This is a genomic window from Mesorhizobium sp. CO1-1-11 (assembly GCF_020164995.1).
GTDB lineage: Bacteria > Pseudomonadota > Alphaproteobacteria > Rhizobiales > Rhizobiaceae > Mesorhizobium > Mesorhizobium australicum.
Genome location: NZ_JAIUHE010000023.1, coordinates 16,519 through 38,377 on the forward strand (window position 1 = coordinate 16,519; position 21,859 = coordinate 38,377).

19 protein-coding genes are annotated in these 21,859 nt (G+C 61.8%); 13 read left to right on the forward strand and 6 right to left on the reverse strand.

All coding sequences use genetic code 11. The features are described 5' to 3' along the window. The first annotated feature begins 90 nt into the window (after positions 1–90). The 8 genes from LB554_RS24185 (at position 91) to LB554_RS24220 (ending at position 8,452) form a co-directional block, all read left to right on the forward strand. On the forward strand, positions 91–1,398 hold the full coding sequence (locus LB554_RS24185) for a replication-associated recombination protein A (RefSeq protein ID WP_224587286.1): 1,308 nt from the start codon (positions 91–93) through the stop codon (positions 1,396–1,398). A gap of 29 nt (positions 1,399–1,427) precedes the next feature. Next, on the forward strand, positions 1,428–2,075 hold the full coding sequence (locus LB554_RS24190; protein WP_224587341.1) for a DUF930 domain-containing protein: 648 nt from the start codon (positions 1,428–1,430) through the stop codon (positions 2,073–2,075). Positions 2,076–2,230: 155 nt separating this feature from the next. Beyond that, positions 2,231–3,061, forward strand: coding sequence for an aspartyl/asparaginyl beta-hydroxylase domain-containing protein (locus tag LB554_RS24195; protein ID WP_015317969.1), 831 nt, complete (start codon positions 2,231–2,233; stop codon positions 3,059–3,061). Positions 3,062–3,242: 181 nt separating this feature from the next. Continuing rightward, positions 3,243–3,617 carry a fluoride efflux transporter CrcB gene (gene crcB / locus LB554_RS24200; protein ID WP_224587287.1) on the forward strand — a complete coding sequence of 125 codons (375 nt, stop codon included), beginning with the start codon at positions 3,243–3,245 and terminating at the stop codon, positions 3,615–3,617. 63 nt (positions 3,618–3,680) lie between these two features. Beyond that, positions 3,681–4,661, forward strand: coding sequence for an RluA family pseudouridine synthase (locus tag LB554_RS24205; protein ID WP_224587290.1), 981 nt, complete (start codon positions 3,681–3,683; stop codon positions 4,659–4,661). Positions 4,662–4,708: 47 nt separating this feature from the next. Further along, positions 4,709–5,581: a DMT family transporter gene (locus LB554_RS24210; RefSeq protein ID WP_051041371.1), complete on the forward strand. Its 873-nt coding sequence runs from the start codon at positions 4,709–4,711 to the stop codon at positions 5,579–5,581. Positions 5,582–5,593: 12 nt separating this feature from the next. Continuing rightward, a complete protein-coding gene (locus tag LB554_RS24215; protein WP_224587291.1) occupies positions 5,594–6,385 on the forward strand; it encodes an ATP12 family chaperone protein in 792 nt (263 codons plus the stop codon). 177 nt (positions 6,386–6,562) lie between these two features. Further along, positions 6,563–8,452, forward strand: a complete 1,890-nt coding sequence (locus LB554_RS24220) for an MFS transporter (RefSeq protein WP_140717269.1) — start codon at positions 6,563–6,565, stop codon at positions 8,450–8,452. A 75-nt stretch (positions 8,453–8,527) separates the two neighbouring features. On the opposite strand, the gene LB554_RS24225 is transcribed toward LB554_RS24220, so the two are convergent. Beyond that, positions 8,528–8,722 (reverse strand): DUF2735 domain-containing protein, encoded by a 195-nt coding sequence (locus tag LB554_RS24225; protein WP_140873988.1) that lies wholly within the window; start codon positions 8,720–8,722, stop codon positions 8,528–8,530. Positions 8,723–9,035: 313 nt separating this feature from the next. Between LB554_RS24225 and LB554_RS24230 the strand changes: the two genes are divergently transcribed. Further along, on the forward strand, positions 9,036–10,076 hold the full coding sequence (locus LB554_RS24230) for a glutamine synthetase beta-grasp domain-containing protein (RefSeq protein ID WP_015317962.1): 1,041 nt from the start codon (positions 9,036–9,038) through the stop codon (positions 10,074–10,076). A gap of 664 nt (positions 10,077–10,740) precedes the next feature. Here the strand turns inward: LB554_RS24230 and glnA are convergent. Continuing rightward, on the reverse strand, positions 10,741–12,150 hold the full coding sequence (gene glnA, locus LB554_RS24235) for a type I glutamate--ammonia ligase (protein WP_015317961.1): 1,410 nt from the start codon (positions 12,148–12,150) through the stop codon (positions 10,741–10,743). Between the two features lie 67 nt (positions 12,151–12,217). Beyond that, entirely contained in the window at positions 12,218–12,556 is a 339-nt protein-coding gene (locus LB554_RS24240) for a P-II family nitrogen regulator (protein WP_006205430.1), read from the reverse strand. A 357-nt stretch (positions 12,557–12,913) separates the two neighbouring features. Between LB554_RS24240 and LB554_RS24245 the strand changes: the two genes are divergently transcribed. After that, entirely contained in the window at positions 12,914–14,464 is a 1,551-nt protein-coding gene (locus tag LB554_RS24245) for an NAD(P)H-hydrate dehydratase (protein ID WP_224587293.1), read from the forward strand. Positions 14,465–14,475: 11 nt separating this feature from the next. On the opposite strand, the gene LB554_RS24250 is transcribed toward LB554_RS24245, so the two are convergent. After that, on the reverse strand, positions 14,476–16,008 hold the full coding sequence (locus LB554_RS24250; RefSeq protein WP_140720521.1) for an acyl-CoA carboxylase subunit beta: 1,533 nt from the start codon (positions 16,006–16,008) through the stop codon (positions 14,476–14,478). Between the two features lie 408 nt (positions 16,009–16,416). Between LB554_RS24250 and LB554_RS24255 the strand changes: the two genes are divergently transcribed. After that, positions 16,417–17,838: a DEAD/DEAH box helicase gene (locus LB554_RS24255; RefSeq protein WP_015317958.1), complete on the forward strand. Its 1,422-nt coding sequence runs from the start codon at positions 16,417–16,419 to the stop codon at positions 17,836–17,838. A gap of 103 nt (positions 17,839–17,941) precedes the next feature. On the opposite strand, the gene LB554_RS24260 is transcribed toward LB554_RS24255, so the two are convergent. Further along, positions 17,942–18,916: an alpha/beta hydrolase gene (locus tag LB554_RS24260; RefSeq protein WP_140720519.1), complete on the reverse strand. Its 975-nt coding sequence runs from the start codon at positions 18,914–18,916 to the stop codon at positions 17,942–17,944. Between the two features lie 90 nt (positions 18,917–19,006). Continuing rightward, positions 19,007–19,828, reverse strand: coding sequence for an SDR family oxidoreductase (locus LB554_RS24265; RefSeq protein WP_140720517.1), 822 nt, complete (start codon positions 19,826–19,828; stop codon positions 19,007–19,009). Positions 19,829–20,054: 226 nt separating this feature from the next. Between LB554_RS24265 and LB554_RS24270 the strand changes: the two genes are divergently transcribed. Further along, a complete protein-coding gene (locus LB554_RS24270) occupies positions 20,055–21,089 on the forward strand; it encodes a cysteine synthase A (protein WP_140664366.1) in 1,035 nt (344 codons plus the stop codon). Continuing rightward, entirely contained in the window at positions 21,089–21,832 is a 744-nt protein-coding gene (locus tag LB554_RS24275; RefSeq protein ID WP_140664369.1) for an alanyl-tRNA editing protein, read from the forward strand. Before LB554_RS24270 ends, LB554_RS24275 begins: the two co-directional genes overlap by 1 nt. Positions 21,833–21,859: the final 27 nt, after the last annotated feature.

Consider the following 21,859-nt stretch of genomic DNA (forward strand, 5'->3'; position numbering starts at 1 on the left):
AAACGCCGACCTGCCCTATATCCTTGTTTTGACGCAATCCCGGACGGAAAATCGCTTCACACTTTTCCTGGAATTGCTCTGAGGGAGTGCATGGCCGATCTGTTCAGCGTTGACGAACTGGAAAAGGTGCCGCCCGGACGGCCGCTGGCCGACAGGCTGCGTCCGAAGAATCTTGGGGAGGTCGTTGGCCAGGAACATCTGACGGGACCCGATGGCGCGCTGACTCGGCTGATCGGCTCCGGTTCGCTGGGATCGATGATCTTCTGGGGTCCGCCAGGCACCGGCAAGACCACGGTGGCGAGGCTGCTTGCCGGCGAGACCAGCCTTGCATTCGAGCAGATATCGGCGGTCTTTTCCGGCGTCGCCGACCTGAAGAAAGTGTTCGAGGCGGCCAAGCTGCGCCGTGCCAACGGCCGCCAGACGTTGCTTTTCGTCGACGAGATTCATCGCTTCAACCGCGCCCAGCAGGATTCATTCCTCCCCGTCATGGAGGATGGAACGGTCGTGCTGGTGGGCGCCACCACCGAAAACCCGTCCTTCGAACTCAACGCGGCCTTGTTGTCGCGCGCGCGGGTCATGGTCTTTCATTCGCTGGGTGAGGACAGCATCGCCAAGCTGATGACGCGGGCGGAGGAGGCGGAGGGCAGGGCGCTGCCGCTTGATGATGAAGCGCGCACGATGCTCATTCGTATGAGCGATGGCGACGGACGCGCATCGCTGACACTGGCGGAAGAGGTCTGGCGCGCGGCCAAGGCTGGCGAGATATTCGATCCCGAAGGGCTTCAGCGCATCGTCCAGCGCCGTGCGCCGATCTACGACAAGGGCCAGGACGGCCATTACAACCTGATCTCGGCGCTGCACAAGTCGGTGCGCGGCTCGGATCCCGATGCCGCCCTCTACTATCTCGCGCGCATGTTCGATGCCGGGGAGGATCCGCTCTATCTCGGCCGCCGGCTGGTTCGCATGGCGATGGAGGACATCGGGCTGGCCGATCCGCAGGCCCTGGTCGTCGCCAACGCGGCCAAGGATGCCTATGACTATCTCGGCTCTCCGGAGGGCGAACTCGCCTTTGCCGAGGCCACCGTCTATCTCGCCACCGCGCCCAAATCCAATGCCGTTTACACTGCCTTCAAGGCTGCCACGCGGGCCGCCAAGGAACATGGCTCGCTGCTGCCGCCGAAGCACATTCTCAACGCGCCGACCAAGCTGATGAAGGAAGAGGATTACGGCGCCGGCTACCGCTACGACCATGATGAGCCAGATGCCTTTTCAGGCCAGGATTATTTTCCGGAAAAGATGGGCCGCCAGACCTTCTACGATCCGCCCGAGCGTGGTTTCGAGCGCGACATCAGGAAGCGGCTCGACTACTGGGCAAAGCTGCGCAAAGAGCGGGAATAGCCGGCTTGCGGAGCCCGGTGGCCTTGTCAGTGCGAAACGAGGCCTCGCCCTGGGGGATTTCCACTTCGGTTCTCCTGCATGGGCTGCTCGCCGCCAGCGTTATGTTGTTACCATCGCCGAAGCGCTCGAGCGGGCCAGAGGAGGAGCGCGTGTCGGTCGCCATCCTGACGCCACGGCAATTCGAGGTTTCGACAAGGCCGCCCGCACCTCCCATCGAGGAGGCACCCCGCGCACCCATGCCCGAGGCACCGGCGCCTGCTCCAAGCGCTCCTCGATTTCCCGCCACGCCCGCCATGATCCGCCCTCCGCGGATGCTGTCGGCCAAGACCCTCGCCGATCCGCGCAGCAAGCAGGCCCGCGCCGATCTCAAGACCTTCGCATCCGATGAGCGCATGGTGCAGCTTTGCAATCTGGAGGCCATGGACCAAATCCGCCAATGGCATGCGGATTTCCAGCCGGAGCGGGTGGTGCCCTACGCGACCGCGGAGGAGAAGATCACCGGCACGACGATCGCCGCTAATGGTGCGGCCTTTCGCAGCCGTAAAAACTGGTACAGTCTGAAGTTCAAATGCCAGCTCGCCAAGGACGGCGAAAGCGTCATTGGCTTTGAATTTCTGGTCGGCGATCCCGTGGCCAGGGACAAATGGGACGAGCTTGGCTTGCCGGCAGTGCATTGACGCCCGGCAAACTCCACCAGGCAACCAGCCCGGCCAGACACCATGGCCGTTGTGCGGTGACCCAAAAAACCTTATCAAGGCGCACGGTCGGGCGGTGGCCGTTGCCATGATTGGGCACCTCATTCGCAACAGGATCGCGCTTCGCGCGTGGAAAAATGACAAAAACCCTTCGCAAATCCCTTCGCAAATTCGCCATTGCCATCCCGCTTCTCGCCCTTGGCTTCTATTTCATCCCGATCCTGACGACGATCTTCATCGTCTGTGGTCTGATCGACGTGTTGCGCAACGACAGGAAGGATTTGGCGTTGTTCAGCGGCTACTTCCTTGGCAACGGGCTCTTCACCTGGTTGCTGTCGCCCTTCAACCTGCTGGTCGATCTCCTGTGCTACAGAAATCCGGGCGTGTGGAAGCTGGAGCAGTTTCCCGCCGACTATCAGCGCGAGGTCAATGAGGTCCTTGATGTCTTCAAGGCGCGCAAGGATGAGATCATCGCCGACATCGACGCCAATTTCGGCGCCGGCCGGCGCGGCATGTATGTCTACCAGTGGTACGGCAAGCACAGGATCGACAACGTCGAGGAATTCAACAAGGATTTCAAATACATCAAGACGATTGCCGTTTCCGTCTTCAGCAAGCGCGAATCGACCTCCTGGCATTTCGGACCGCTGCGGCTCAGCCTGCGCATCCTCTACAATCTGATCCCGGTGAAAGCGGAGATTTTCGTCGAATGCGGCAACGTCAAGAACTACTGGTACGACAATCCGCAGTTCATTTTCGACGACACGCTGCTGCATCGCTCGGTCAACGAGTATGATGGCCGCCGCTACTGCGTGTTCATGGATATTATCAGGCCATCCCCGGTGCCCCGCCTGATCGCTGGCATGCTTGCGGTCGTCTCGGTAAGCGTCGAGCGCATCAACTCGATGTTCTACAAGAACTGGAAGATGATTGGCTCGACAAAGCCGAAGAAGGTCGAAACCACCTAAGTTGAAGATCTGTCGATACTGCCGGCAGAGCCGGCAGTATCCTGAATGCGTCACGGCAGTGATTGCGCTACGTGAGTTGGAAGCCCGGTTCTTGATAGGTCGACTATCTCTGCCATCCCGAAGCTGCGTCACCTCGCTCAAGGGATTGACGCCGGCGTCCTCGCGGGGGCAGTAACGTTCTATGTTCAATCTGCTTCTCGTAGCCGTCGGCGGCGGCATCGGCGCCGGCATCCGTCATCTGACCAGCATGGGCGCGCTGCGCCTCGTCGGTCCCAACTATCCCTGGGGCACGATGGCGATCAACATCGTCGGCTCGTTTGCGATGGGGCTGTTCATCGCCATCCTTGCGCGTCGCGGCGGGTCCGATGAGGTCAGGCTGTTCGTTGCTACCGGCATTCTCGGAGGCTTCACCACCTTCTCCGCCTTTTCGCTCGACTTCGCCGCCCTGTGGGAACGAGGCTCGACACTGCCGGCATTCGGATATGCGCTTGCCAGCGTCGTTGGCGCGATCATTGCCCTGTTTCTGGGACTTTGGCTCGCAAGGACCGTTACATAATGTTATTGCCGCGCCAAGCGCAGGCCAAGAGCCCTGCTCGGGAAACGGATAAGCGAAGAAGACATGGCAGGCGTTGAACAGATCACTGTGGAGGCCGGCGAGGCGGGCATGCGGCTCGATCGCTGGTTCAAGACGCATTTCCCGGGCCTTGGCTTCGGCCATCTACAGAAGCTGCTGCGCTCCGGCCAGATCCGCGTCAATGGCGGCCGGGTCAAGGCCGACACCCGCGTCGAGCCGGGGCAGATGGTCCGCGTTCCGCCGCTCGAGGTGGACAAGAAAGGCGAGAGCGCGCTCACCGGCCACTCGATCCGCAACCAGGGCGACGCCGATGTGCTCGCCAAGATGCTGATCCACGAGGACCCAAAGGTCTTCGTCTTCAACAAGCCGGCGGGCCTCGCCGTTCAGGGCGGCTCCGGCGTTACCCGCAATGTCGACGACATGCTGGAAGCCTGGCGCAGCCAGAAAGGCGAGAAGCCGCGGCTGGTGCACCGGCTCGACCGCGACACGTCGGGCGTGCTGGTGGTGGCCCGCACCAGGCTGGCCGCGATGAAGCTTTCAGAGGCGTTCCGGGCGCGGGAAACCAAGAAGACCTACTGGGCGCTGGTCAAGGGCGTGCCGCCCAAGCGCGAGGACAAGATCTCGACCTGGCTGATCAAGGAGGCTACGCCGGACGGCGACCGCGTGCGCATTGCCGCGCACGGCGAAAAAGGCGCCGACCATGCCGTGTCCTATTATCGCATTATCGAGCAGGCGGCGCAGACCATGACCTGGCTGGAGATGGAACCTTATACCGGCCGCACACACCAGCTTCGCGTCCATGCCGCCCATATCGGCTGCCCGATCATCGGCGACCCGAAATACTTCGAGGCCGACACCAACTGGGATTTTCCTGGCGGCATTCAAAACCGCCTGCATCTGCACGCGCGCCGCATCATTATCCCGCACCCGGACAAGGGCGTCATCGACGTCACCGCTCCGATGCCGCCGCATATGCGCCAGAGCTGGAACCTGATCGGCTTCGACGACGCCAGCGCGGAGGACTAACCGTGAGCGGCGCCACCGATGCGCTCGATCGGCGCGACGCGGTCGACATGGCCGCAGCCGCCATCATGGTCGGCCTGACCTTTTCCTGGGGGCTGAACTACGTCGCCGCCAAGATCTCCTATGCAGGCTATGATCCCGTCTTCCTATCGATCGCGCGTTCGGTCATCGGTGGTTTCTGCGTCTTTCTCTGGTGCCGCTGGCGCGGCATTGCGCTGTTCAGCAGGGATGGGACATTGCCGGCGGGCATTGCGGTCGGCGTGCTTTTCGGCGTCGAGTTCCTTTGTCTCTACGTTGGCCTGGAGCATACGACCGTGGCGCGCAATACGCTGCTGGTCAACTCAATGCCGTTCTGGATGCTGATCGGCGGCCATTTCCTGCTCGGCGAACAGATCACCATGCGCAAGTTCCTCGGCCTGCTGTTGGCCTTCGCCGGTCTTGCCACGGTCTTTTCCGACAAGCTCGGCGGTAGCGGAGACATGCTGTTCGGTGATCTCCTGAGCCTCGGTTCGGGGTTTTTCTGGGCCCTGACCAATATCCTTATCAAACGATCAAAACTGGTCGAGGCGAGTGCGGAAAAACTGCTGCTCTATCAACTCGCCGGCGCGGCGATCGTTGGCATGATGGTGCTGCCTCTTGCCGGCCCACCGGTGCGCGATCCGTCCCTGTTGCCGACATTGGCGCTGCTTTTCCAGGCGGTCTATATCGTCGCTTTCACCTATGTGCTCTGGTTCTGGCTGCTGCGCCGCTATCCGGCTTCAGGCTTGTCCAGCTTCACCTTCCTGTCGCCGGTCTTCGGTGTCCTGTGCGGTGCGATCATCTTGAACGAGCCGCTGACCATTCGCATTTTTCTTGCACTTGGCTTGATTGCGGCCGGCCTGATCATCGTCAACCGGCCGGCACGCAAGCTGATACCGGTGTAAGAAAGGCACTTCATGCGTGATATCCTCAACGACCTCGAAGCGGGCAAGTATCTTTCCGATCCGGATCCGGTGCGTCGCGCCCAGATCCAGATGAAGACGCCGCTGCCCAAGCGCTTCTATAAGGAGGTCTCGGTCGCGTCGGCGGAAGGTGGCTTTGCCGTCCATCTCGACGGCAAGCCGGTGCGCACGCCGGGCAAGGCAATGCTGGCGCTGCCGACCGAGGCGGCCGCGACGCTGGTTGCCGGCGAGTTCGCGGAACAGGGCGAGACGATCAATCCGATGACGATGCCGGTGATGCGGCTGGTCAACACCGCAATCGATGGCGTGGCCAGCGATCCGCAGGCGGTGCTGGAAGACATTCTGCGTTTTGCCTCGTCGGATCTGCTCTGTTATCGCGCCGATGCACCGCAAGAGCTGGTCGAGCGCCAGAACGAGCGGTGGGATCCCGTCATCGACTGGGCCCGCGCGGCACTTGGGGCCCGTTTCAAGCTTGCCGAGGGCATCATCCATGTCGAGCAGCCACGCGAAACCATTGCCGTGCTGGGCAGCCATCTGGCGCAACGCGCCGAACCGCTGCGCCTTGCCGCCATCCATGTCATGACATCGTTGACCGGCTCGGCATTGCTGGCGTTGGCGGTCGATTTCGGCGAGCTCGACGGCGAGGAGGCCTGGGCCGCCGGCCAACTCGATGAGGACTGGCAGATCGCACAGTGGGGACAGGACGCCGAAGCCGTCGCGCGCCGCGCCGCTCGCAAACGGGACATGATGGCCGCCGTCAGCTTGCTCGAAGCGCTGCGGGCCTGAGGGCTTCGCTCCGCCTTCGCACTGCACCTAATACGAAAGTCATAATCCCATCGTCGCGGTGCCCTTTCCCCGCCCTTTCTGCCATTTTTCCTGTGTTGGCTGCGTCTTTGAGTCCGCGTTCGGAGGAGAACGCGGACGTCGGCGCGCAGCATCGAGGTCTCACGGGAGGATAACTCTATGGCAATGGCATCGACCGCCGGCGGAACGAGCCGCGGCATGACGCGGGAGGAGAAGAAAGTCATCTTCGCTTCCTCGCTCGGCACTGTTTTCGAATGGTACGATTTCTATCTCTACGGCTCACTGGCGGCTTTCATCGGCTCGACCTTTTTCAGTCCGACCATTCCCGAGGCAACGCGCAACATCTTCGCGCTGCTGGCCTTTGCCGCAGGCTTCCTGGTTCGCCCGTTCGGCGCGCTGCTGTTCGGTCGCATCGGCGACCTCGTCGGCCGCAAATACACGTTCCTGGTCACAATGACGATCATGGGCCTGTCGACCTTCCTGGTCGGTCTGCTGCCCGGCTATGCAACCTTGGGCATCGCGGCTCCGGTGATCCTTATCGTCCTGCGCATGCTGCAGGGTTTGGCGCTGGGCGGCGAATATGGCGGAGCGGCGACCTATGTCGCCGAACATGCACCCGATGACCGCCGTGGCTTCTACACCTCATGGATCCAGACAACAGCGACGCTCGGCCTGTTCCTGTCGCTGATCGTCATCCTGATCGTGCAGGGATCGCTGAGCAAGGAGACCTACGCCGCCTGGGGCTGGCGCATTCCGTTCATCGTCTCTTTCCTGCTGCTCGCCGTTTCGATCTGGATCCGGTTGTCACTCTCGGAGTCTCCGACCTTCCAGAAGATGAAGGACGAAGGCAAGGGCTCAAAGGCGCCGCTCTCGGAAGCCTTTGGTCAGTGGAAGAACGCCAAGATCGCGCTCCTGGCTCTGCTCGGCCTCACCGCCGGTCAGGCCGTGGTTTGGTACAATGGCCAGTTCTACGCGCTGTTCTTCCTGCAGAACGTGCTGAAGGTCGACGCGCAGTCGGTCAACATCATGATCGCCATCGCGCTGGCTATCGGCTCGATCTTCTTCGTCGTCTTCGGCTGGCTCTCCGACAAGATCGGCCGCAAGCCGATCATCATGGCTGGCCTTGCGCTGGCCATCGTCTGTACCTTCCCGCTCTTCAAGGCGTTGACCTGGGCCGCCAATCCGGCGCTCGCCAAGGCTCAGCAGAGCACTCGGGCAACCGTGACGGCAGCTCCCGGCGACTGCAAGTTCCAGTTCAATCCGGTCGGCACGGCGAAGTTCACGACGTCCTGCGACATCGCGACTTCGTTCCTGACCAAGAACTCGGTTCCCTATGAAGTGGTGTCGACGGCAGCGGCCGGGACGCCTGCGTCAGTCAAGATCGGTACAGAGACAGTGGCCTCCTACGATGCGGTCGCCGCCGGCGATCAGGCCAAGGCCAAGGACGCCGCCTTCGTCAAGGCAGTCAACATGTCCTTGCAGGACGGTGGCTATCCGTTGAAGCGAGCGGCGATCAAGGTCGCGGACCAGAAACTCGATGCCTTCATCGCAGCCAATCCTGAACTTAAGCTCGACGCAGCCGCCATCCGCGGCGGCGAAAAGGCAGCGGTGCCGACCGACCAGGCGGTTAAGGACAAGCTCTTGACCGCCGATGAGGCAGCGGGCGCACCCGAGGTCACCGTCTACAATATACCGGGCGGCGGCGCCTTTGCCATGTTCGCCGATCCGGCGGCGGTTAACTGGCCGATGACGATCGGCATCCTGTTCATCCTGGTCCTGTTCGTGACCATGGTCTATGGGCCGATCGCGGCGATCCTTGTCGAGATGTTCCCGACTCGCATTCGCTACACGGGCATGTCATTGCCCTACCACATCGGCAATGGCTGGTTCGGCGGCCTGCTGCCGGCGACGGTGTTCGCGCTCAGCGCCTACAAGGGCGATATCTACTACGGTCTTTGGTATCCGGTGGTCATCGCGGCGATGACGCTGATCATCGGCATGATCTTCGTCAAGGACACGCTCGGCACCGACCTGCATGCCAAGGAATAGCCGGTAGGCCAGAACGAAAAGTCCGGCGCGAGCGATCGCGCCGGACTCTTTTATTCAAGATCGACGTGGAAGGGCTCAGCTCTTCCGCTGCGGGTCTTCATCCTCGACGGCGGCCTCGTGGTACCAGCCATCGAAATCGGCGTGCTCGCCGCGAAGCGCGGCAAGCTCTGCCGCGAATTTGGCCTTGGCGCCTAAATTTAAGGCAGACCTGCGCGCTGCCAGCGGGAACATCAGGATTTTCGCCGACGGACGCGATTGCGTGACTTGCATTGCCGGTCTCCCCGCTTTTTCAGGCGCTCGTTGATTCAGCTTTCACCAAAATAGGTCCTGCGATTCATTTAGGCAATATGCCTATGAAAAGATCATGATTTGCCTATGATTTAAGCAATATTGCTGCCTGGATCATCCGCAAGCATTGCTGAGGCGGCTCATTAAAATAATCGCCTGGGCACGATCATTTTGCCGCACCCTGCGAGAGCCGAGTGGCACACGAATTGCTTTTTATCCATCGGCAGGCCGGCCTGTTTCGGCCATGCATCGACATCCGCCTGCTTGCGGTGTCCAAGCAACGAGAGGCTCTAGAATGACCAAATACAAGCTCGAGTATATCTGGCTCGATGGATACACCCCGGTCCCGAATCTTCGCGGCAAGACGCAGATCAAGGAATTCGCTGAGTTCCCGACGCTCGAGCAGTTGCCGCTGTGGGGTTTCGACGGATCCTCGACGCAGCAGGCCGAGGGCCACAGCTCCGATTGCGTGCTGAAGCCGGTCGCGGTCTATCCCGATCCGGCCCGCACCAACGGCGTGCTCGTCATGTGCGAAGTCATGATGCCCGACGGTGTTACGCCGCATGCATCCAACAAGCGCGCCACTATCCTCGACGACGAAGGCGCCTGGTTCGGCTTCGAGCAGGAATATTTCTTCTACAAGGACGGCCGTCCGCTCGGCTTCCCCGAGAGCGGCTATCCCGCACCGCAGGGGCCGTACTATACCGGCGTCGGCTATTCGAATGTCGGCTCCGTTGCGCGCCAGATCGTCGAGGAACATCTTGATCTCTGCCTCGCGGCCGGCATCAACCATGAAGGCATCAACGCCGAAGTGGCGAAGGGGCAGTGGGAATTCCAGATATTCGGCAAGGGTTCCAAAAAGGCCGCCGACCAGATGTGGATGGCCCGCTATCTGATGCAGCGCTTGACCGAAAAGTACGGCATCGACATCGAATATCACTGCAAGCCCCTCGGCGACACCGACTGGAACGGCTCGGGCATGCATGCCAATTTCTCGACCACCTATATGCGTGAAGTCGGCGGCAAGGCCTATTTCGAAGCGCTGATGGCGGCTTTCGACAAGAACCTGATGGACCACATCGCCGTCTACGGCCCGGACAACGACAAACGTCTGACCGGCAAGCACGAGACCGCGCCGTGGAACAGGTTCAGCTATGGCATCGCCGATCGCGGCGCCTCGATCCGCGTCCCGCATTCGTTCGTCAAGAACGATTACAAGGGCTATCTGGAGGACCGCCGTCCGAACTCACAGGGCGACCCCTACCAGATCGCCTCGCAGATCCTGAAGACGATCGCTTCGGTGCCGGCGAGCGCAGAGATTTCGGCCGCCGCCTGATCCGTTTTGCGGGCGCTTCAATGCGCGGCAGATGGATGTTCTTGCAATACAGGCCCGGGCGGAAGCGCCCGGGCCTTTCTTTTTACCGACCCGACATGACGCCACGCGCGGTCAGCGTCGTCACCGACTGCCCCGGAGCGGCGAATTCCCCCAAAAAAAGTCAGGTTGAAAAACAACGAGCGGTTTCACCAAAACGAGCGGCTTTGGCTGACGCTCCTTGCCGCTACTCGTCTCGTGCGGTTCCAAGTTTTCATTGAAAAAGCCCGGAAAACAGCCTGTTTCAGCTCGGTTCGTACGCGGCGGTCCTTTATATAAGCCACTGTTCATACATTGAAATCGGCGATTTATGCCTCCGTGTGGCGGCGTTGACAGGCTACGCCGCGGCATGCGTATTCGTGGCCTTGGGGTTACGCCAAGCGATGCTGTTCGAACGGGGCGGGGGTTTCGTGAACGACGGCATTGGCGGGGGCGCCGGACGAGCGGGCATTGCAGCCTGAGGCAGTGTGCCGCTCGCTCCTGGCGATTGATTGCGTCCCCCAAAAAAGCAAGTTGACCATCGTTGCGTGGCTGGCCGCACGCAATCCATCGATGAGCCTTTGGATCAGCAAAAAGCCCTTGAAGGGGAAAACCTTCAAGGGCCTTGAAACATTATTCGAGCGGAATCCTAGACCGAATAGTACATGTCGTACTCGACCGGATGCGGGGTCATTTCGAAGCGCATCACTTCGGCCATCTTGAGCTCGATATAGCTGTCGATCTGGTCGTCGTCGAAGACGCCGCCGGCCTTCAGGAAGCCGCGGTCCTTGTCGAGGCTCTGGAGCGCTTCGCGCAGCGAACCGCAGACGGTCGGGATCTTCTTCAGTTCCTTCGGCGGCAGGTCGTAGAGATCCTTGTCCATCGGCTGTCCCGGATGGATCTTGTTCTTGATGCCGTCGAGACCTGCCATCAGCATGGCGGCGAAAGCGAGGTAGGGGTTCGCGCCCGGATCGGGGAAGCGGACTTCGACGCGCTTGGCCTTTGGTGAGCTGCCGAACGGGATGCGGCAGGAAGCCGAACGGTTGCGCGCCGAATAGGCAAGCAGCACCGGCGCCTCGTAGCCCGGCACCAGGCGCTTGTAGGAGTTGGTCAGCGGGTTGGTGAAGGCGTTGATCGCCTTGGCATGCTTGATGATGCCGCCGATGTAGAACAGGCAGCTCTCCGAAAGACCGGCATATTCATTGCCGGCGAAAGTCGGCTTGCCGCCTTTCCAGATCGACTGGTGAACGTGCATGCCCGAGCCGTTATCGCCGAAGATCGGCTTCGGCATGAAGGTGGCCGTCTTGCCATAGGCATTGGCGACCTGGTGCACGACGTACTTGTAGATCAGCATCTTGTCGGCGTTGCGGACAAGCGTGTCGAACTTGATGCCGAGCTCGTGCTGGGCGGCTGCCACCTCGTGGTGGTGCTTTTCGACGCGCACGCCCATTTCGGCGAGTACGGTCAGCATTTCGGAGCGCATGTCCTGCGCCGAATCGATCGGCGGCACCGGGAAATAGCCGCCCTTGATGCGCGGGCGGTGGCCGAGGTTGCCGGTCTCGTAATCGGTGTCGTCGTTCGACGGCAGTTCCGTCGAATCGAGCTTGAAGCCGGTGTTATACGGATCGGCCTTGTATTTCACGTCGTCGAACACGAAGAACTCGGCTTCCGGGCCGACATAGATGGTGTCGCCGATGCCTTCCGACTTCATGTAGGCCTCGGCCTTCTTGGCGGTGCCGCGCGGGTCGCGGTTGTAGGATTCGCCCGAGACCGGATCGAGAATGTCGCACAGGATGACCATGGTCGACTGCGCGAAGAACGGGTCCATGTGGACGGTGTCCGGATCGGGCATCAGCACCATGTCGGATTCGTTGATGGCCTTCCAGCCGGCGATCGAGGAGCCGTCGAACATGACACCGTCGGCGAACATGTCTTCCTCGACCTCGACGACATCCATGGTGACGTGCTGCAGCTTGCCCTTCGGGTCGGTGAAGCGCAGGTCGACGAATTTCACGTCGTTGTCCTTGATCTGCTTCATGATGTCTTTGGCTGTCGTCATGTCATGTAATCCCTGTGTGCTGACGTTTTTTGATGGATGACGTTTCTTAGAGGATGGCCGGCTCGGATCAAACCGCGTCCATTCCGGTTTCGCCGGTGCGGATGCGCACCACTTCCTCGATGTTGGAGACGAAGATCTTGCCGTCGCCGATGCGGCCGGTCTGGGCCGCCTTGCGGATGGCCTCGATCGCGCCTTCCACGGCATCGTCGCCGAGCACGACCTCGATCTTCACCTTGGGCAGGAAGTCGACGACATATTCGGCGCCGCGGTAGAGTTCGGTGTGACCCTTCTGGCGCCCGAACCCCTTGGCCTCGGTCACGGTAATGCCTTGCAGTCCGGCCTCCTGAAGCGCTTCCTTCACTTCGTCCAGCTTGAATGGCTTGATGATCGCTTCGATCTTTTTCATGTAAAAAGTGGCCTCCACTGCCAAAAAAACGGGTTGTGAGCCCCCGCTTGCGCCTCAATCAAGCACGAACTGTGCCAGTCGGAGGGAACGGAAGCGGTGTCATACGATTTCAAAGTCATGTCACCCCCATATGCAAATTCGCGTCATTCGCTGCATCGGAAGCGGCATAGATGGCTGCAGCCTACCCGGCACGACTGTGCATGTCTGCCCAATATTCGGGCAAATTGCTCATCCTGCGGGCAGATCGGTGCCTGCAATCCTCGCGCCGATCGACGTGCTCATGACAGCGCCAGCTCCTCCCCGTTTGCGTCGCGCCGAAAACTGGACAATGCTTGATCGAATGCGGATCGGCAATCCATGAGCCACGAACTTCTTACCTCCGCCGAGATGGGCGAGGCGGATCGGCTGACAATTGCAGCAGGTCCAACCGACGGCGTTGGATTGATGCGCCGTGCCGGGCAGGCCGTCGCGACCGAAGTGCTCAGCCGCTATCCCTCGGCAGCGCATGTCCATGTGTTATGCGGCCCGGGCAACAATGGCGGCGACGGTTATGTCGTCGCTCGCATTCTGGCCGGCAGCGGTGTCGCCACCACGATCTGGACGTCTGGCCCGCCGAGGCTGGGTAGCGACGCGGCACTCGCCGCCGCGGAATGCCCCATCAAGCCCCGGCCGCTATCGGACTTTGATCCCGGTCCCCGCTCGATCGTGGTCGATGCGCTTTATGGGGCAGGGCTGTCCAAGCCGCTGTCCGGCGACGCCGCCAGGGCGGTCGATCTGGCGGCCAAGCTGAACTTGCGGGTTGTCGCGGTCGACCTGCCTTCCGGCATTTCCGGTGACAGCGGCAAAGTGCTCGGCACATCGTTTTCAGCAGAGCTCACCGTGACCTTCGCGCGCAAGAAGCCCGGCCATCTGCTGCTGCCGGGCCGGGAAAGATGCGGCGAGATCGTGCTTGCCGATATCGGCATCGGGGCGGAGATCATCGCAACGCTGCAGCCCCGCACGTTCGAGAACGGACCAGCGCTTTGGCAGCGCGAATTGCCGGTGCCGGCCATCGATGCCCACAAATACAAGCGCGGTCATGTCGGCGTCTTTTCCGGCGGGCCGAGCGCCACAGGCGCCGCGCGGCTCTCAGCGCTAGCCGCTGCCCGAAGCGGGGCAGGGGCGGTGACGGTTCTGTCGCCGGGCAACGCCATGCAGGTCAATGCCGCGCACCTGACCTCGATCATGCTGCGCAAGGCCGACGATGCTGCCGACATTGAAGCATTCGTCAGGGAGCGCCGGCCATCGGCGTTTGTGCTCGGACCCGGCTTTGGCATCGGTGAGAAAACCCGGGCGTTCGCACTTGCGCTACTCGCGTCGGGCAAGCCGGCGGCCGCGTCCGCCGGAATTGACGGCCTTGTCTTCGACGCCGACGCGATCACCTCGTTTCGTGAGGCGCCGGATGTCTTGTTCGAAGCCGCCCGCAGGCCGGACGCGCCCGCGCTGGTGATGACACCGCACGAAGGCGAATTCGCCAGGCTGTTCGCGGACATCGCCGATGACGACGTCTCGTCCAAGCTGGACAAGGCACGCGCGGCGGCAGCGCGCGCCAATGCCGTCATCGTCTACAAGGGCGCCGACACGGTGATCGCCGCTCCCGACGGCCGGGCAGCGATCAATGCCAACGGCGCGGCCTGGCTTGCCACCGCAGGATCGGGCGATGTGTTGTCCGGCGTCACGGCCGGATTGCTTGCCCAAGGCATGCCGGCTTTCGAAGCGGCCTGCGCGGCGGTCTGGATCCATGCCGAGGCCGGCAGCAGGTTCGGACCAGGATTGATCGCCGAGGATTTGCCGTTGGCGACGGTGCCGGTGCTGCGCGAATTGGTGGCTGCCGGAGGAGGGCGCTGTTCAACCGCACTTGAGCGATGACCTCGATGCGTTCACAGCGGGATGTTGTCGTGCTTCTTCCAGGGGTTCTGGATATCCTTGTTGCGCAGCATGCGAAGCGCCCGGGCCATGCGGCGGCGGGTCGAATGCGGCATGATCACCTCGTCGACATAGCCGCGCTCGGCGGCCACGAAAGGCGACAGGAAGCGGTCCTCGTAAGCCTTTGTATGAGCCGCGATCTTTTCGGCATCGCCGATGTCCTTGCGGTAGATGATCTCGACCGCGCCTCTCGCCCCCATGACGGCGATCTGCGCCGTCGGCCAGGCATAATTTATGTCGCCGCGCAGATGTTTTGACGCCATCACATCATAGGCGCCGCCATAGGCTTTGCGGGTGATGACGGTGATCTTCGGCACGGTCGCCTCGGCATAGGCGAAAAGCAGCTTGGCGCCGTGCTTGATCAGCCCGCCATATTCCTGCGCCGTGCCCGGCAAAAAGCCTGGAACATCGACAAAGGTAACGATGGGAATAGAAAAACAGTCGCAGAAGCGCACGAAGCGCGCCGCCTTGCGGCTGGCGTCGGAATCGAGCACGCCGGCCAGCACCATCGGCTGGTTGGCGACAAAGCCGACGGTACGGCCTTCGACCCGGCCGAAACCGGTGACGATGTTCTTGGCAAAACTCTGCTGGATCTCGAAGAAGTCACCTTCGTCGGCGACCTTCAGGATCAATTCCTTGATGTCGTAGGGCTTGTTGGCGTTGTCGGGGATCAGCCGGTCGAGCGACATGTCATGGTCGGTGACCGACTGGTAGCATTCGATCTCAGGGATCTCCGACGTGTTGGAAGCTGGCAACAGGTCGATCAGCCGCCGCATCTGCAAGAGCGCCTCGACGTCATTGTCATAGGCGCCGTCGGCGATCGAGGACTTCGTCGTGTGCACCGATGCGCCGCCGAGGCTCTCGGCGGTCACCGTCTCATTGGTCACGGTCTTCACCACGTCCGGTCCGGTGACGAACATGTAGGAGGTGTCGCGCACCATGAAGATGAAGTCGGTCATGGCGGGCGAATAGACGTCACCGCCGGCGCATGGGCCCATGATGACCGAAATCTGCGGAATGACGCCGGACGCAAGCACGTTGCGCTGAAAGATCTCGGCATAGCCGCCGAGGGCTGCCACGCCCTCCTGGATACGCGCCCCGCCGGCATCGTAGAGGCCGATGATTGGCGCATGGTTGCGCAGCGCCATCTCCTGCACCTTGATGACCTTCTCGGCATGGGCTTCCGACAGCGAACCGCCGAAGACGGTGAAATCCTTGGCGAAGAGGTAAACGGGACGGCCATTGACCGTGCCCCAGCCCGTGACGACGCCATCGCCGGCGATCTTTGTCTTCTCCATGCCGAAATCGGTCGAGCGGTGCTCGACATACATGTCGAATTCCTCGAATGAGCCTTCGTCGAGAAACACTTCGATGCGTTCGCGCGCGGTGAGCTTGCCCTTCTTGTGCTGCGCATCGATACGGGCCTGGCCACCACCCATGCGGGCGATGTCGCGCCGCCGCTCGAGTTCCTTCAGCACGTCCTTCATCGTTCGATCCCCAAAATCGGAAGCTGCGTTTGTGGTAATGATGCCGGTCGGGGAGTGCAAGCGTCGGCTTTTTGGCTGGTTTTTGCTGCACCGCAACATTGCGCCCCTTGCATTCCAGGCCGAACTCAGCCATATGCAGCCCATAGGCGCTTGGGCCGGGAGATTCCGGCCTTCTCGACAAATGAGACTGGTTGCGTCTGTTTTCCCTCTTTCCGGTATATCGGCCCTCTTCCGATACATCACGAAGTGGCGAAAAAGCCCCGTGGCATGATGCCTGCGGGCACGACAGCGCAGCCGAGTGGACGCACGCGTCCGCCCGCCTTGTCGTTTCTATAAAATTTTCGACGGCAGGTTGCGCCCTGCCGCCATTGACGTTTGCGGCCAGAGGCCGCGTGAAAGAAGATTATTTTGACCAACGAAAACACATTGCCCGGCAACGACACCGCGGAACTCTCCGGTTTCGCGGCGCTGGGAATTACCGGTGCGCTGCTCAAGGCCACCCACAATGCCGGCTTCGCCGAACCGAAGCCGATCCAGATGCAGGCTATCCCGCCGCAGCTGGAAGGCCGTGATATTTTCGGCATCGCCCAGACCGGCTCCGGCAAGACCGCTGCCTTCGCGCTGCCGATCCTGTCGAAGATCATCGCACTCGGCACCAAGCGGCGCGCCAAGACGACCCGCGCGCTCATCCTGGCGCCGACCCGCGAACTCGCGGTGCAGATCGAGGACACCATCAAGATCCTCGCCAAGGGCGCGCATGTCTCGACGGCACTCGTGCTGGGCGGTGTATCGCGCTTCAGCCAGGTGAAGAAGGTTGCTCCCGGCGTCGATATCCTCATCGCCACGCCCGGCCGGTTGACCGACCTGGTGCGCGAGGGCGACCTCATCCTCTCCGACACCAAATGGCTGGTGCTGGACGAGGGCGACCGCATGCTCGACATGGGCTTCATCAACGATGTCAAGCGCATCGCCAAGGCGACCGCGCCCGATCGTCAGACGGCGCTGTTCTCGGCCACCATGCCGGACGAGATCGCCGAACTCGCCAAGGGCCTCCTGAAGAACCCGGTCCGCATCGAGGTCTCGCCGCAAAGCACCGCGGCGGCCGAGATCGTCCAGGGCGTCGTCTTCGCCCGCACCAAGCAGAAGCGCCAGGTGCTGTCGACGATGCTCGCCGACGAAGCGATGAAGTCCGTCATCATCTTTTCGCGCACCAAGCATGGCGCGGACCGGGTGACCAAGGACCTGGAACGCGACGGCTTCAAGGCCGCCGTCATTCACGGCAACAAGTCGCAGAATGCCCGTCAGAAGGCACTGAACGATTTCCGTGATGGATCGGTGCGCATTCTGGTCGCGACCGACATCGCCGCGCGCGGCATCGACGTGCCCGGCATCAGCCATGTCGTGAATTTCGACCTGCCGGACGAAGCCGAAAGCTATGTCCACCGTATCGGCCGCACCGGCCGCAACGGTATGGATGGCATCGCGATCACGCTCTGCGATCCTTCGGAGAACAGCAAGCTGCGTCAGGTCGAGCGCATCATCCGCACGAAGCTGCCAATCGTTGCCGACCATCTCGGCAGCCCCGATCCCGCACGCAATCCTGCGGAAAAGAACGAGCGCTTCGAACCTGCCAACGATCGCGACCGCAATGGCCGTCGCGACGGCAGGCGGCCGGGCGGCGAGAAGAAGCCGAACAACGGCTTCGGCAAGAAGCGTTTCGGCGACAAGCCGGCCTTTGCCGGTGAGCGCAAGCCGGAAGGTGCAAAACCCTTCAAGGGCAACAACAAGCGCCGCTTCGGCGGCAAGCGTCCGGCCGCACGGGCTGCCTAACGAAACCTCGCGGCAACCGGCCAGTTCCTAACGGTTGCCTGGTGCCGACTACGAATGAAACGGCGGCTGAACATTGCTTCAGCCGCCGTTTTGTCTTCGAACCTCACTTCGCCACCGCTTCGATCCAGACGGCAATTCGTTGCGCCAGGAATGCGGTGGTGGATGGCGATAGCGCGTCGCCGGCAATGACATGGTTGTCTGGATCGCCAGTGCTTTCGATGGGCACCAGCTCATGCGCGGCACCCCAGCGCGCGGCGATCTCACGCGTGCGGTCGGGTCGCACGACCTTGTCTATATCCGAGAAGATGAACAGGGCGGGAATGGTCGCCTTCTCCACCGGCGCGCCATAGGCAAGGTCGGTCAGCGCCTGCATAGGCATCGTCGCGGCGATTGGATATCTGGTGGTCCAGAATTTCTCATGCAGCGCGTTGCGCGGCGCGAAGCTGCGTTCCTTGCCGGCGACGAGTTCGGCGATCTGCTTGCCCCAGGGCATGGTCAGGATCTCGGCGCCGGATGCTTTCACGCCGAAATTGGGCGAGATGAATGCAATGGCCGCCACACCCTCGGATGCCCCGGGCTGCGTCACTGCCCAGGCCGCCAGCGCGCCGCCGGTCGACGTCGAGATGACGATCACCTTGTCGCCGATTGCCCGGCCGATGGCGAGCGCCTCCTCATAGTCGTTGATCCAGGCGTTGACGCTGCCTTGCGTCATCGCCGCGCCGTCCTGCCCGTGGCCGGTGAGGCGGGTGTAGAACAGGTTGGCGTCGAGCTGGTCGGCCACGTCGTCGGGCAAGGGTCGGATCTCGCCCTTCGATGCGGAAAAGCCGTGGATGTAGACGATCGACAGCGGTGTCTTTGCGTGCACCATTGGGTTGGCCCAGACGATCTCCTTCTCCAGCCCGTCGCGGATACCGGGTACGGCAGCCTCCGCTTTTGCCACATAGGCCTGTGGGTCGTCGCCGATGGCGGAAGGATCGAAACGGATCGTGGTGTCGACGGGTACGCGCGGACCCAATAGGAAGCTCAGTGCGAGGACGGCGATCAGGCCCAGCACAGCAAGCACGATCCGTCGCCCCATCGCAGACTCCACGAACAACATTCAAACTATGGTGGTGACCATGAACAGGCAACGGCCGTTCAGGCGGCCAAGCCACCAATCCTGTGGGCATTATTTGTTGGGCGGTTTGCGCTCATAATGCAGCGGGCGCGCTTTCCAGCTGGTCGTCAGGCTGATCACCCATCGGCATAGCGGCCTTGGCAGCATGCCGAGAATTTTCAACGGCCAGCTCGTTCTGTACGGGAACGTCACTTCGAAGCCGCCGGATTTGATTCCCCGCACCATGCGGCGCGTCGCGCGGCCGACCGGCATCAGGCCAGGCATCGGCAGCATGTTCTTTTCCGTCAATGGCGTGTCGACAAAACCGGGGTTGATCACCTGGACGCGGATGTTCATCTTGTCGAAATCATATTTCAGCGACTCGGCCAGAATGTTGATAGCCGCCTTGGTACCGCCATAGGCCGCCGTGGTCGGCCAGCCGAAATAGGCGGTCACCGAGCCGACCAGAACGACATGCCCACGCGCGCGCACCCGCATATGCTCGACGACAGGCACCAGCCCATTGATGATGCCGAAATAGTTGACTTCGAAGGAGCGGCGGAAATCCTTGACGATGAGGGACTCTCCGGGTGTCGAGATGTAATTTCCGGCATTGAAGATGGCGAGCACGATCGGCCCGAGGTCGTTCTCGATCGCCGCCACCGTTCTTGCCATGCGCGGCTCGTCGGTGACGTCGCAGGGAAAGGACACGACTTTGCCCGGCATCTGCGCGGTCTCGACGATGAGCGTGTCGATCGGATCGTCGTCCAGCGCTGTCACAGCCACCGCATAGCCTTGTGACGCCAGATCCCTGGCCAGCGAGCGGCCAATGCCGCTGCTGCCGCCGGTGACCCAGGCTACGCCGTGTTTCGGATCGGCCCGATAGAGTGTCATGCTGCGCCCTGCCGAGTTGTTGATGTCTTGCTCTAGCGGTGGAGAAATCGAATGAAAAGAGTGCTTCTCGACGCCGGGTGCAAATGAACTGTCAGGGGTCCACCCGGACCCCGGCGACATCCATACACCGCAGCGCCGGAAATGCGACTGGACCAGACGAATTCTTGCCTTGAAACCGAAGCATTGGGTTTCTAGGGTTTCGGCGCACGCATACAAGGAATCCCGAATGCCCCGTTCAGTGATCGACGCGATCGGCAACACGCCCCTGATCCGCCTCAACAAGGCTTCCGAAGAAACCGGCTGCGAGATCCTGGGCAAGGCCGAGTTCATGAATCCGGGGCAGTCGGTTAAGGATCGCGCCGGCCTGTTCATCATCCGTGATGCCGAACAGCGCGGCCTGTTGCAGCCGGGCGGTGTCATCGTCGAGGGAACCGCCGGCAACACCGGCATTGGGCTGACGCTCGTCGCCAAGGCGCTGGGCTATCGCACTGTCATCGTCATCCCGGATACGCAGAGCCAGGAAAAGAAGGACACGATCAGGCTGCTCGGCGCCGAGCTGATCGAAGTGCCGGCCGTGCCTTACAAGAACCCCAACAACTACGTGAAACTGTCGGGACGGCTGGCGGAGCAGATGGCCAGGAGCGAACCGAACGGCGCGATCTGGGCCAACCAGTTCGACAATGTCGCCAACCGCGATGGCCATATCCGCACCACGGCCGAGGAAATCTGGGCCCAGACCGGCGGCAAGGTCGACGGTTTTGTCTCGGCGGTGGGGTCGGGCGGAACGCTGGCCGGTGTCGGGCTCGGATTGAAGGCCAAGAGCAAGAACGTCAAGATCGCGCTCGCCGACCCTCTCGGCGCCGCGCTCTACAGTTTCTACACCAGCGGCGAGCTGAAGTCAGAAGGCAGTTCGATTACCGAAGGCATCGGGCAGGGGCGCATCACCGCCAACCTCGAAGGCTTCACGCCTGACTTCTCCTACCAGATCAGGGATGAGGACGCGCTGCCAATCGTCTTTGACCTGATCCAGGAGGAAGGCCTGTGCGTCGGCGGCTCGACCGGCATCAACATCGCCGGCGCGATGCGGCTGGCTGCGGAATTGGGTCCGGGCCACACCATCGTGACGATCCTTTGCGACTACGGGACGCGCTACCAGTCGAAGCTATTCAACCCCGAATTCCTGCGCGAAAAGCAACTGCCGGTACCAGGCTGGATGGAATTGCAGAGCAAGATTTCAGTGCCCTTCGAGAGGGTCACGTGATGGCGCACCGGACCGAAGCGCTGTTTCGCGACGACGCCTATCTCCGCACGGCGGATGCCACGGTCGTCGCCATCAATGAGCGCGGCGGCATCATCCTCGACCGGACGATCTTCTATGCCACTTCCGGCGGCCAGCCGGGCGATAGCGGCACGTTGGAGCGTGCCGACGGCAGTCGCGTCGCAATTGCCGCCACGATCACTGGCGAGACCAAGGACGAGATCATCCATGTGCCGTCACCGGAGCAGGCCTTGCCGGAGGTGGGCGAGACGGTGAAGCTCGCCATCGACTGGGAGCGCCGGCATCTGCTGATGCGCATGCACGCGGCTTGCCACCTGCTCACCGTTGTCTGCCCGTTCCCGATCACCGGGGCGGCGGTTTCCGAGGACGACAGCCGTGTCGATTTTGACATTCCAGACGCCAGCTTCACCAAGGAAGAGGTGACCGCCGGCATGATGGATCTGGTGCGGGCCGATCATCCCATCTTCACCAGACTGATCAGCGACGAGGAATTGGCCGCGAATCCTGGCTTGGTGAAGTCCAAGAACGTCCGACCGCCCGTTGGCACCGGCAAGATCCGTCTGGTCTGCATCGGTGACAATGCCTCGGTGGACAGCCAGCCCTGCGGCGGCACCCATGTGAGGAGCACCGGCGAAATCGGCGAAATCCACATCGGCAAGATCGAAAAGAAGGGCCGGGAGAACAGGCGCTTCCGCATCCGCTTCGGCCCGATGCCGGCGAACTGAACAGACAGACACCATCAAAAGGCGGCA